The sequence below is a fragment of the Candidatus Methylomirabilota bacterium genome (assembly GCA_036001065.1).
GTDB lineage: Bacteria > Methylomirabilota > Methylomirabilia > Rokubacteriales > CSP1-6 > MNEF01.
The window spans coordinates 1-11776 of the sequence record DASYUQ010000170.1 but is presented as its reverse complement, the minus strand read 5'-3'; the positions used below and the strand labels follow the sequence as shown (position 1 = coordinate 11776).

Annotated in this window: 14 protein-coding genes; 7 read left to right on the top strand and 7 right to left on the bottom strand. The window is 69.9% G+C overall.

Annotated features, from left to right (window positions below; genetic code table 11):
* The coding region (locus VGV13_16770) for a dihydrodipicolinate synthase family protein (protein ID HEV8642745.1) at positions 1-1151 on the bottom strand (1151 nt) is incomplete at its 3' end.
* A gap of 107 nt (positions 1152-1258) precedes the next feature.
* Here VGV13_16770 and VGV13_16765 point away from each other — a divergent pair.
* The 6 genes from VGV13_16765 (at position 1259) to VGV13_16740 (ending at position 7021) form a co-directional block, all read left to right on the top strand.
* Positions 1259-2644: a TrpB-like pyridoxal phosphate-dependent enzyme gene (locus VGV13_16765; GenBank protein HEV8642744.1), complete on the top strand. Its 1386-nt coding sequence runs from the start codon at positions 1259-1261 to the stop codon at positions 2642-2644.
* A 96-nt stretch (positions 2645-2740) separates the two neighbouring features.
* Positions 2741-3742 carry an ABC transporter substrate-binding protein gene (locus tag VGV13_16760; protein HEV8642743.1) on the top strand — a complete coding sequence of 334 codons (1002 nt, stop codon included), beginning with the start codon at positions 2741-2743 and terminating at the stop codon, positions 3740-3742.
* Entirely contained in the window at positions 3739-4497 is a 759-nt protein-coding gene (locus tag VGV13_16755; protein ID HEV8642742.1) for an ABC transporter permease, read from the top strand. Before VGV13_16760 ends, VGV13_16755 begins: the two co-directional genes overlap by 4 nt.
* Positions 4488-5246, top strand: a complete 759-nt coding sequence (locus VGV13_16750; protein ID HEV8642741.1) for an ABC transporter ATP-binding protein — start codon at positions 4488-4490, stop codon at positions 5244-5246. Before VGV13_16755 ends, VGV13_16750 begins: the two co-directional genes overlap by 10 nt.
* A 9-nt stretch (positions 5247-5255) precedes the next feature.
* Positions 5256-5957: an adenylate/guanylate cyclase domain-containing protein gene (locus tag VGV13_16745; GenBank protein ID HEV8642740.1), complete on the top strand. Its 702-nt coding sequence runs from the start codon at positions 5256-5258 to the stop codon at positions 5955-5957.
* Positions 5954-7021 (top strand): nitrilase-related carbon-nitrogen hydrolase, encoded by a 1068-nt coding sequence (locus VGV13_16740; protein ID HEV8642739.1) that lies wholly within the window; start codon positions 5954-5956, stop codon positions 7019-7021. Before VGV13_16745 ends, VGV13_16740 begins: the two co-directional genes overlap by 4 nt.
* Before the next feature lie 182 nt (positions 7022-7203).
* Here the strand turns inward: VGV13_16740 and VGV13_16735 are convergent, their stop codons facing one another.
* From VGV13_16735 to VGV13_16710, 6 genes are read right to left on the bottom strand one after another with little or no spacing between them, the layout of a single operon-like run.
* Positions 7204-7383, bottom strand: a complete 180-nt coding sequence (locus VGV13_16735) for a hypothetical protein (protein ID HEV8642738.1) — start codon at positions 7381-7383, stop codon at positions 7204-7206.
* A gap of 8 nt (positions 7384-7391) precedes the next feature.
* Positions 7392-8267 (bottom strand): glycosyltransferase family 9 protein, encoded by an 876-nt coding sequence (locus VGV13_16730; protein HEV8642737.1) that lies wholly within the window; start codon positions 8265-8267, stop codon positions 7392-7394.
* A 41-nt stretch (positions 8268-8308) separates the two neighbouring features.
* Entirely contained in the window at positions 8309-9067 is a 759-nt protein-coding gene (locus tag VGV13_16725; protein HEV8642736.1) for an inositol monophosphatase family protein, read from the bottom strand.
* A complete protein-coding gene (locus VGV13_16720) occupies positions 9067-9471 on the bottom strand; it encodes a carboxymuconolactone decarboxylase family protein (protein ID HEV8642735.1) in 405 nt (134 codons plus the stop codon). The genes VGV13_16725 and VGV13_16720 overlap by 1 nt, the downstream gene beginning before the upstream one ends.
* The gene (locus VGV13_16715; protein HEV8642734.1) at positions 9468-9722 is read right to left on the bottom strand and encodes a hypothetical protein; all 255 of its coding nucleotides are present in this window, start codon (positions 9720-9722) and stop codon (positions 9468-9470) included. The genes VGV13_16720 and VGV13_16715 overlap by 4 nt, the downstream gene beginning before the upstream one ends.
* 18 nt (positions 9723-9740) lie before the next feature.
* On the bottom strand, positions 9741-10352 hold the full coding sequence (locus VGV13_16710) for a DUF1326 domain-containing protein (GenBank protein ID HEV8642733.1): 612 nt from the start codon (positions 10350-10352) through the stop codon (positions 9741-9743).
* A 51-nt stretch (positions 10353-10403) separates the two neighbouring features.
* Between VGV13_16710 and VGV13_16705 the strand changes: the two genes are divergently transcribed.
* Entirely contained in the window at positions 10404-11774 is a 1371-nt protein-coding gene (locus tag VGV13_16705; GenBank protein HEV8642732.1) for a phosphomannomutase/phosphoglucomutase, read from the top strand.
* The last annotated feature ends 2 nt before the right edge of the window (positions 11775-11776 follow it).

The window sequence follows — 11776 nt, the reverse complement described above, 5'->3', positions numbered from 1 at the left end:
ACCGCCAGCAGGCGACGCATCCGCTCGACGGCCGTGTCCGGATCGCGCAGGAGGGCGGCGCGGTCCATGAGCACGAACTGCTCACTCAGGTGCGCGATCGAGCGCGCGCTCTCGAGCCCGCCCACCATCCGGAAGTGGGCCTGGTGACCGTTGAGATAGGCCGCGAAGACGACGCCGGTCTTGTAGAAGCGCGTGGGATCGCCGAAGACGTGCCGGGACAACGGCAGCGTGGGGGTCAGCAGCGCGGCAAAGCGGGCCCGATCGCCGGCGTCGAGGGCGTGGAGCGCCGCCGAGGCCACCGGCGCGATGACGTCGAAGATGCCGAGGAGCGCGTCGCTGGCGCCGTGCTCGTCGCCGCCGATGGTAGTCGGATAGTCGAAGTCGTCCCCCGTGTACATGCGCACACCCCGGGGGAAGCGGCGGCGCATGGCGATCTCACGCGTCTGGTCGAGCAGCGAGATCTTCACGCCGTCGATCCGGGCGGCGTACTCCTGGACGATCGCCAGCAGCGTCTGGGCCGCCCGGTCCAGGTCGCGGGAGCCCCAGTAGCCGGCCAGCGCGGGGTCGAACATCTCGCCCAGCCAGTGGAGGATGACGGGCTCCCGGGCCTGGGCCAGGATCCGGCCGTAGACCTTCACATAGTCGTCGGGCCCCTTCGCGCAGGCGGCCAGCGCCCGGCTGGCCATCAGGATGATCCGCCCGCCCACCGACTCGATGTGGCCGCACTGCTCCTCGTAGGCCGCCTCCACGTCGGCGATCGTCACGCGGGGCGACGGCTCCAGCTGGTCGGTCCCGGCGCCGCTGGCGATGACGGCCCCGGGCATCGTCCGCGCCTCCGCCACCGAACGCGTGATCAGCTCCCTGGCGGTGGGCCAGTCGAATCCCATCCCGCGCTGCGAGGTGTCCATCGCCTCGGCGACGGCCAGACCGAGCGACCAGATGTGGCGCCGGTAGGCGAGCGTCGCCTCCCAGTCCAGACGGGCCTCCAGCCAGGGGCTGATGTCGGCCAGCGAGTCGGCGACGACGTGCACCGCGGCGTAGGCCACGCGGCTCCTGATCGGACCGGGGGGCGGGGTGACTGCCGCCTGGCCGGTCAGCGTGTACGGCGCGATCGTTCCGTCGGCGCGCGGCAGTGCCAGTGTGCGGGCCATGGCGTTCGCTCCCTCACGGCAAGGGTGAGGCCATTCTGCCCGGGGGCGGCGCGCGTGTCCAGGTTGTATAATCAAGCCCTTTCATCGGTCGCCCCGGGAGGCTAGCGATGGCGCAAAAGGCCGCCAAGGAGTACCGCACGAAGCACCTGCTCGACGAGAAGGACATCCCCCGCCGGTGGTACAACATCCAGGCCGATCTCAGGACGCCCGCGCCCGCCGTCCTTCATCCCGGGACCGGCAAGCCGATCGGACCTCAAGACCTGGCCCCGCTGTTCCCGATGGCGCTGATCCAGCAGGAGGTCAGCCGCGAGCGGTGGATCGAGATCCCCGACGAGATCCGGGACGTCTATCGGCTCTGGCGCCCCTCGCCGCTCTATCGCGCGCGGCGCCTGGAGCGGGCGCTGGGCACGCCCGCCCGCATCTACTACAAGTACGAGGGCGTGAGCCCCGCCGGCAGTCACAAGCCGAACACCGCGGTGGCCCAGGCCTACTACAACCGGAAGGAGGGCGTGGCGCGGATCGCCACCGAGACCGGCGCCGGGCAGTGGGGCTCGGCGCTGGCGATGGCCTGCAACTTCTTCGGCCTGCAGTGCAAGGTCTATATGGTCAAGGTCTCCTACCAGCAGAAGCCATACCGGCGCGTCATGATGGAGACCTGGGGCGCCCAGGTGGTCCCCAGCCCGAGCCCCGACACCCAGGCCGGCAAGAAGGTCCTCCAGCAGGATCCCGACTCTCCCGGCAGCCTGGGCATCGCCATCAGCGAGGCCGTGGAGGACGCCGCCACCCGCGACGACACGAAGTACTCGCTCGGCAGCGTGCTCAATCACGTCCTGATGCATCAGACGGTCATCGGATTGGAAGCGAAGAAACAACTCGACAAGGCGGACGACCAGGCCGATATCGTCATCGGCTGCGCCGGGGGCGGCTCCAACTTCGCCGGCCTCTCCTTCCCCTTCGCCGCCGACAAGCTCACCGGCAAGACCAAGAAGCTGCGCCTCATCGCCGTGGAGCCCTCGGCCTGCCCCAGCCTGACCAAGGGGAAGTACGCCTACGACTTCGGCGACGCCGTGGGGCTCACGCCGCTGGTGAAGATGCACACGCTCGGGCACTCGTTCGTGCCGCCGCCGCTGCACGCGGGCGGGCTCCGCTATCACGGCATGGCCCCGCTGGTGTGCAAGCTCTACGACGAGGGCGTGATCGAGGCGGTGGCGGTGCCCCAGGTCGCCACGTTCCAGGCCGCGCTGCAGTTCGCCCGCACCGAAGGCATCATCCCCGCCCCGGAGTCGGCCCACGCGATCCGGGTGGTGATCGACGAGGCGCTGCGCTGCAAGACGGAGGACAAGAAGCAGACGATCCTCTTCAACCTCTCCGGGCACGGCCACTTCGACCTGGGCGCCTACGACGCGTTCCTCGCCGGCAGACTTCAAGATTACGAGTACCCGGCGGCGAAGATCGACGCGGCGCTCAGGGGCTTGCCCAAGGTGCGGGGCTAGTGCCGTTCCAACTATTCGCGCCTAGGAAGGCACAGTGTACGTCGTTCGTGGACAGATTTAGTATCAACAAGTTGGAACGGCACTAGGAGGACGGCGATGAGCGTCGGACGCCGGGAGTTCTTGAGACTCGGCGCGGGGGCGACGGCCGCCGCCATCGTCGGCCGTCCCGCCGCGCTCGCCGCCCAGAGCAAGGGCAAGGTGCGCCTGGCCTACCTCCAGCTCGGCTGGGCGGCGACCGAGATCATCCACAAGGAAGATCTGCTGGGCAGGCGCGGCTGGTCCGCCGAGTACTCGGTGGTGGCCGGCGCGCCGGGGCCGCTGCTCAACCAGCTCGCCTCCAAGAACGTGGACGCCATCGACATGAGCTTCGCCCTGGCTGCCAAGGCCTTCGAGGACGGCCTGCCGCTCCGGGTCACGGGCGTCGCCACCGCGGTGCTGGGCGCCATCGTCGCCCGCAAGGACGCGGGCCTGGCCCGGGTGGAGGACCTCAAGGGGCGCAAGATCGCCGCCATCGTGGGCACATCGACGTTCTTCGACATCCGCGCGCTGACCCTGAAGGGATACGGAATAGATCTGTCAAAAGACACTCAGATCGTGACCGCCACCGCGCCGCCCGACATGGTGACGTTATTGGCCAAGAAGGAGGTCGACGCGATCATCGCCTGGCAGCCCATCACCGACTCGGTGGTGTTCCGCGGCGAGGGCGTTTATCTGGCCAAGCAGATCGACCTCTGGCGCAAGGCGACCGGGCGGACGTCCGGCTTCCCTGTCCACGTCTGCTACCTCGTTCACAACGAGTTCCTCCAGAAGCATCCCGCCATCGCGCGGGACCTGAACGAGGCCCAGAAGGACGCCGTGGACATCTGGTACGCCAGGCCCGAGCGGGCGATGGAGATCGTCGCCGAGGTCACCAGGCTGCCCCGCGACGTCATCCAGGTGGCTCACCGGGAGACCGTGCGCATGCTGCACGGTCTGCCCGAAGAGCAGGTGGAGACGCTGATCGCGCAGCTCAAGATCAACAAGGAGTTCGGTTTCCTCAAGTCCGACGTCTGGGACAACCCGGAGCGGATCCGCCGCGAATTTTTCTACCAGGGGTGAGCGCCAGGCGCTGGGCGGCCCGGCTCCACCTCCCCACGCTCGCCGTGGCGGCGGTCGTCTTCTCCGTGTGGACGCTCCTCTCGTGGCGGTACGGCGCCTACGTCCTGCCCTCGCCCCCGGCGGTCGCCCGGGGCTTCATCGAGATCCTCCTGAGCGGCGAGATCTGGACGCACACCGGGGCGTCGCTCTACCGGATCGCCGTCGGCTTCGGGGGCGCCGTGGGCGTCGCCGTCCTCCTCGGACTGGCCGCCTTCCTCTCCCGGGTGGCCCGTGACGTCGTCCGCGACGCCCTGGCCGTCCTCAACGCCACCTCGGTCTTCGTGTGGATCGTCATCTCCATCATCTGGTTCGGGCTCTCCAACTGGGCGCCCATCTTCACGACGTTCATGATCACGCTGCCGGTGGTGGCCGCGAACATCGTGGAGGGCGCGGACAACGTGGACCGGCGGCTGCTCGAGATGGGCGACGTCTACCGGCTCGGCGGTCGCGAGAAGTTCGTGGCGATCGTCATCCCCTCCACCCTGCCCTATCTGGTGGCGGGCATGAAGGTGGGCTTCGGTCTGGCCCTCAAGGTCTCGGTGGTGGCGGAGATCTTCGGCGTCACCTCCGGCATCGGCTACATCATGAACTACAGCCGTGAGATCCTGGCCACCCAGATGGTCTTCGTCTGGGCGCTGGTCATGATCCTGGTCATGATGGCGACGGACAAGCTCGTCTTCGACGCCGTCTCCCGGCGGGTCGCCCGATGGCGGTGAAGCTCGCCGTCGAGGGCCTGGGCAAGGACTTCCTCATCCCCGTCCTCGACCGGGTGTCGTTCACCGTGGAGGCGGGCGAGTTCCTCTGCCTGCTCGGACCCAACGGCTGCGGCAAGACGACGCTCCTGCGCATCATCGGCGGCCTCGAGCCCGCCACCCGCGGCCGCGTGCTGCTCGACGGCCAGCCGGTCGTCGCCGACCGGCGCCACGACCGCAAGGTCGGCGTGGTCTTCCAGGAGGACCGGCTGCTGCCCTGGATGAGCCTCCGCCAGAACGTGGCGCTGGTCCTCAAGCCGCTGGGCCTGTCGGCGCGCGAGCGCGAGACCGCGGCCACTCGCTATCTCCGCGTGGCGGGGCTGGCCGGCTTCGAAGACTACTACCCGAGCCGTGTCAGCGGCGGCATGCGCCAGCGGGCGGCCATCGCCCGGGCGCTCTCGGTCGAACCCGACGTCCTGCTGATGGACGAGCCCTTCGGCGCCCTCGACGCCCAGAACCGCCGCATCATGCAGAACGAGGTACGCCGCATCTGGCGGGAGACCGGCCGCACCATCCTCTTCGTGACCCACTCGATCGAGGAAGCCGTGGCCATCGGCACGACGCTGGTGATGCTGTCGGCGCGGCCGGCCCGCATCCGCGAGCTGATCAAGAACGACGGGCGCGTCGAGCGGGCCAAGCTGATCGACGATCTCAACACCCTGATCATGGAAGAAGTCGAGCGCCAGCAGGGCGCCTCTCCGGCCGGGAGGTAGGCCTCCTCGATGTCGGCTTGGCTCGTGCGGCGTCTGAGGCTCGGGTCCGGCCTGGTCCTGCTCACCTACCTGGCGACCCATCTGTCGAACCATGCCCTGGGGTTGATCTCGCTCCGCGCCATGGAGGCTGGACGCGGGTGGTTCCTGCTGCTCTACGACGTCGTCTTCATCCTGAACCGATACTTCGAGGCCGTCGGCGGCGCGATCTCCCGGGCCGGCGGTATCGCCAACCAGTTCACCGGCGATGGGGTGATGGCGCTCTTCGGCGTGGAGGCCGGTCCCGAAGAGGGGTGCCGCCAGGCCCTCGCCGCGGCAGGGGAGATCGTGGCCGGCCTGACCGTGCTGAACCGCCAGCTCGGCGAGGAGCTCCCGGCCCCGCTGCGGGTCGGGATCGGCATCCACGTGGGGTCGGTGATCGTCGGCCGGATGGGGTACGGCCCCGGCGTCTACCTCACCGCCGTCGGCGATACGGTGCACGTCGCCAGCCGTCTGGAGCAGCTCACCAAGGAGTACGGCTGCACGCTGGTGGTCTCCGAGCAGGTCGCTCTACGCGCGGGCGTGGACCCCCGCCCGTTCCCCCGCCACGAGCTGACGGTACGCAACCGCGCCGGTGTGTTGGCGGTGCACGTCATCGACGACGTCGGGCGCCTGGCGGGAACGGGCGGTATGCGACACGAACCCTCGATGCCGAGCCGAGGAGCGAGCACATGATCAAACCCTACACGGCCGTGGGCCTGATCCCCACCGTCCGCGGCATCCGCAAGCGCAAGGACATCAAGATCAACCTCGAGCATCTCTCGCACCTGGTCAAGGCCGCCGCGTGGCTCTCCAGCCTGGATCTGCCCGTGCGGCTCATCGCCTTCCCCGAGGGCGCGCTCCAGGGCTTCAACGACGAGGTGCTCGACCTCGACCACGTGCAATTCGCCCGCGAAGGCGCCATCGATATTCCGGGCGAGGAGACGGACTTCCTGGGCAAGATCGCCCGGGAGTACGACGCCTTCATCATGGCCCAGGCCAAGGCGCGGCATCCCGATCTCAAGGACCGCTTCTTCAACGTGGGCTTCATCATCGACCCCCAGGGCAAGGTGATCCTCAAGCATCACAAGGTCTCGCCGCTCTTCCCCGTCGAACACTCGGTCTGCCCGCACGACGTCTACGACTGGTGGGTCGAGAAGTACGGTCGGACGCTCGACGCGTTCTGGCCGGTCGCCGACACCGAGATCGGCCGGCTGGGAATCATGATGGCCAACGAGGGGTCCTATCCCGAGAACGCGCGGGCGCTGGCCCTGAACGGCGCCGAGGTTGTCTACCGCGCATCCTATCCCCACCCGGCCACCGGCAACGAGTTCTTCGAGATCCAGAGCCGGGCGCGGGCCCTCGACAACAACCTCTACATCGTCGCCCCCAACATGGGCACCTATTACCTCTTCGCCGAGGAGACGACGCCCATCGACACCTTCGGCGGACGCTCGTTCATCATCAACTACCGGGGCCAGATCGTGGGCCGGCAGGACTACGGGGCCGGCTCGACCTACGTGGGCGGCGTGATCGACATCGAGGCCCTGCGCGACCACCGCGCCCGCGCGCAGTGGGACAACTGGCTGAAGGACCTCCGGACCGAGCTCTATCAGATCCTGTACGAGACGCCGATCTACCCGAAGAACCTCTACCTCAAGCGGGCGCCCATGAAGCACGCCGAGTACGGCGAGAAGGTCATCAAGCGCCAGATCAAGCTGATGCACGACCGTGGCATCTGGAAGAAGCCGGAGCGGTGAGACCGCGGGCCGATGGCTCCCTCAGCCCTGCCGACCAGGCGGGGGGACCGCGCTCAGCGGTTTCCCCAGCTCGAACTCCTCGAGGGCCCGATCCAGAAACTCTTCGAACGGTCGCGCGGGCCAGGACGGAAGCGGCGCCCGCGATGAACGGTGTAACAAAAGGGGTGTAAAAGAGGCCGAGCTTACGACCTGGGCGCCGTCAGCGCGCGGATGAGGACCACCAGCGCGAGCGTCGCCGCCACGACGATCCAGATCGAGCCCCGCGGAAAGCGCAGCCGCTCGACGAGCGCCACGCCGATACCGCCGGCGACGATGACGGCGCCCGTCAGCACGAGCCCGGTCCGACTGCGTCGGGGGCGCACCGAGCGGCTCAGCCCAGCAGGGCCCGCGCGCCCGCGACGACGGCGGAGACGTCGCCGGCTTCGAGCGCCGACGGGTTGACGACCAGGGGGCGGGCGACGGCGCACCACGGTCGCCAGGCCAGCTTGGCGGCTTCGAACAGGATCAGCGAGGGGACGCCGACCGCGGCCGCGGCGTGGCTGATTCCCGAATCGTTGCCGAGGTAGGCGGCGGCGTGGGACAGCGCTCCGGCCAGGCGCGGCAGCGGCGGCTCATCGAGCCGGAGCGGCGTGCCGCCCAACTCGGACGCCAGCGTCGCGGCGGCGTCCCGATCGGCCGGCCCCGCGTGGATGACGACGCTGACGCGCCGCTCCTCGACGATGCCGGCCAGTGCGCGGGCGAATCCGGCGGTTGGCCAGCGCTTGTCGGGACCGCCGGCCCCGGGGTGAACCAGGAGGAGCGGCGTCGCGCCGTCCCACCCCGCCGCTCGCAACGCGCGGTGCCCGTCCGCCCGCAACGCCGGCGGGACGGCCAGCGCGCCGCACCAGTCCCCCGCCGGAGCGGCGACGGCCTGCAGTAGATGCTCCCAGACCGCCACCGTCCCGTCGCCCGCCGGAGCCGCCACGATCGCTCCCGGCGCGGTCTGCGCGAGCCGGCTGACGAACACGGGATCGCGGGCGCCGAACCAGCACACCACGCGCGACGCGGCCTGGAGCGCCTCCACCCGCGCGGGCCGGCCATCGTCGACGAAGAGCGTCTCCAGCCCGAGCGCATCGAACGACCGGTGGGCGTCGATGGCGCCCAACGCGGCCAGCAGCGAGCCGATCCACGGCTGGGCGGCCAGCACCACCGCGGCCGACGGCTGGGCGGCCTTCAGCGCGCGAAGCGCGGGAACGGCGAGCAGCACGTCGCCGAGCGCGCCGGGATGGATGACGAGCGTGGTCCGCCTCAGGGCCGGAGCAGGGCAAGAACCGGATCGTGGAGACGACCGTTCGTGGCCACCGCGGTGCCGGTGTAGATCGTGGAGCGGCCCTCGAAGTCCGTGAAGCGCCCGCCCGCCTCCTCGACGACGATCTTGCAGGGCGCCAGGTCCCAGGGTTTGAGATCCACCTCGGCGTAGATCTCCGCCTTGCCCTCGGCCAGGAGCGTGTAGCCGAGGTAGTCGCCGAAGCCGCGCTGGCGGTCGGTGGCGTCCACCAGCCGGACGAAGCCCTCCCAGTACCCGGACTGTCGCAGCAGGCTCAGCCCCGCATGCAGCAGGTGCGCGTCGGCGAGCCGGGCGATCTCGGACACGCGGATCGGCGCGCCGTTGAGCCACGCGCCCTCGCCGCGGCGGGCGGTGTAGAGATCACCGGTGACGGGGTTGTGAATGACGCCGGTCGTGATCTCCCCCTGCTCCTCGAGCGCGATCAGCGTCGCCCAGAAGGGGATGCGCCGGACGAAGTTCCGGGTGCCGTCGATGGGATCGATGATCCAGCGCCGGTCGCGCGGGCCCCGCGCGCCGAACTCCTCGCCGAGCACGCCGTACGAGGGAAACGCGCGCTCGAGGATCTCGACGATCACCCGCTCCGCTTCCCGGTCCGCCTGGGTGACCGGCGTCAGATCGGGCTTCATCGTCACCTCGAACCCGGTCCGGTAGTACTTGAGCGCGATCTCGCCCGCCGCCCGCGCCGCCTCCACCGCCGCCTCCAGCGCCCGATCGGCCATCAGCGCTCCTCCGCCGGGAAGGGCTCGCCGCGCTCCTCCAGCACCCGCGCGTAGACATCCAGCGCCTCCACCACCACCGGCATCCCCCCGTAGGTGACCTGCTGGAAGATGGTCTCGGCCACCTCCGGGCGCGTGGCGCCGACGTTGAGCGCCGCGTGGATGTGGGCGTGCAGCTCCCGCGGCCGGTGCAGCGCCGTCAGCGACGCCACCGCGCACAGCTCGCGCTGCTTTTGCGAAAGCACCTCGCGGCTGTAAAGCTTGCCCGTGAAGAACATCGACAGCTCGCGGGCCAGCGTCCGGTCGAACCGCTTCCACGTCTCGAAGCCCACGCCGCTCTTGAGCGAGTGGAAGAGCATGCGGGCCGTGCGCTTCGTGCGTTCCCTCAGCTCCGCGTCGTCGGTCATAGGCGCTCCCAAATACGCACCAGCGCGTCCGGGTCCGAGAGCATCGGCCCGTGCGCGGTGTCGATGCGCGCCCCCTCCAGCGCCTGCTCGACCAGCGCGGCGCCCGGCAGCTTCGCGACCTCGACCTCGGGTCCCCCGCCCAGCAGCGCGCCGGCGGCGGCGTTGAGCGTGGCCTGTCCGTCGGAATTGGCGGTCACGATGCCGGCCGCGGCCTGCTCGAGGAGGGCGCGCACGCCGTCGGACGTCGCCATGGGACGATCATCTCACGGCTACGGCCCCGACCAGTCGAAACGTCCGTACTCGGCGCTCCGGCCGGAAAGATTCCAGTTGCGGCCGTGGTCGCGGAACCGGCTCGTGGTGCCGTGGGCGACGACCACGTCCGGCGCCATCCAGTAACGCGTGTTGGTGAGGCGGACGAGCCCATCGCCGGCCAGGCCCGGCTCGGCCTCGATGCTTCCCTCGAGGATCCGGGGGACCTCGAACCGCCACGCCCGCTCCGACGCGGTGTACCGGATCGGCACGATGCGCGGCTCGAGCACGCGCGCGACCATGAGCGCGGTCCAGCCGATGGGGCCGCCGGCCTGCCCGCCCAGCACCCGGCCCAGGGCGTCGAGCTGGGCCGGGCTCGCGCGCTCGTCGAAATAGAACGCCTCCGTCCAGTTGCCCTCCTCCATGCGACCCGGTACCTCCAGCACCATCACCGCGTTGAGGCCGTCGACGGTGACCTCGCCGATCCGGCCTTCGCGCACGTGGTAGCCGAACCACGAGTAGCAGGCGCCGTGGGTCGGACGGGCCTTGCCCAGCGACGGCACGCAGGGGCAGAAGACGTCGCAGTTGCAGGAGATGACGAAGTCGCCGGCCAGGCGCCAGGGGGTGGTCATGGTACTCTCCAGAAGCCGGCTCACGATAGCCCAGGAACGGGGACGAGACAAATGCTGAACCCGCACATCTTCCGCGCCTACGACGTCCGCGGGCGCCTCGACAGCGACATCAAGCCCGCGGTGTTTCGCGAGGTCGGCCGGGCCTACGGCACGCTCCTCCGCCGCCGACGCGGGCGCACGATCGCGGTGGGCCAGGACAATCGGTCGTCCTCGGGGGAGCTGAAGGCCGGCTTCGTCGAGGGCGTGCGCGCCGCCGGCGTGAACGTGGTCGACGTCGGGCTGGTCACCACTCCCATCCTCTACTTCGCCACCGCCCACTGGAAGCTCGACGGCGGCGCCAACATCACGGGCAGCCACAACCCCATCGAGTACAACGGCGTCAAGATGGTCTGGGCCGGCGCCGCGCCGCTCTCCGAGGACGAGATCCAGACGCTCCGCAAGATGGTGGAGACGGGGGACTATGACAGCGGCCAGGGAACGCTGGAGGCGCGCAGCCCGCGCGACGACTACTTCGCCACCGTGCAACGCCTGGTGCGGCTGGCCCGGCCGCTCCGCGTGGTGGCCGATGCCGGCAACGGAGTGGCAGGCCTCTACGCGCCCGATCTGCTGCGCCGGATTGGCTGCGAAGTCATCGAGCTGCACTGTGAATCGGACGGACGCTTCCCGAACCACCTGCCCGATCCGGAAGACCCCAAGAACGTGGTGGACCTCCAGGCCCGGGTGGTGGAGGTGGGCGCGGACCTCGGGGTCGCTTACGACGGCGACGCCGACCGCGTGGGCATCATCGATGAGCGGGGCCAGCGGCACGAGGCAGACCTGGTGCTGGTCCTGCTCGCGCGCGATCTCCTGGCCCGGCGCCCCGGCGAGAAGATCGTCTTCGACGTCAAGTCGTCCCAGCTGCTGGTGGACGAGATCCGTGCGCGCGGCGGCGTGCCCGTGATGTGGAAGACCGGCCACTCGCACCTCAAGCGCAAGATGCGCGAGGACGGGATCCTGCTGGGGGGCGAGGTGAGCGGGCACATGTTCTTCGCCGAGAACTACTACGGCGTGGACGACGGCATCCTGGCCTCGTGCAAGATCATCGAGATCGCCGCCCGGAGCGCGGAGCCGTTGTCGCGCCTCTTCGCCTCGGTGCCGCACCTGCACGCCACCCCCGAGCTGAAAGCGATGTGTCCCGACGCCGAGAAGTTCCGCGTGATCGACGAGCTGGCCCGCGAGCTCCGGCAGCGCTACCCGACGATCGACATCGACGGCGCCCGCGTGCTCTTCCCGGGCGGCGGCTGGGGTCTGGTGCGGGCGTCCAACACGAGCCCCTGCCTCACCCTGCGCTTCGAGGCCCGGACCGAGCGCGAGATCGACGAGATGAAGCGCGTCATCTACGACGCGCTCCGCCGCTACCCGTTCATCACCCTGCCCGACTAGTG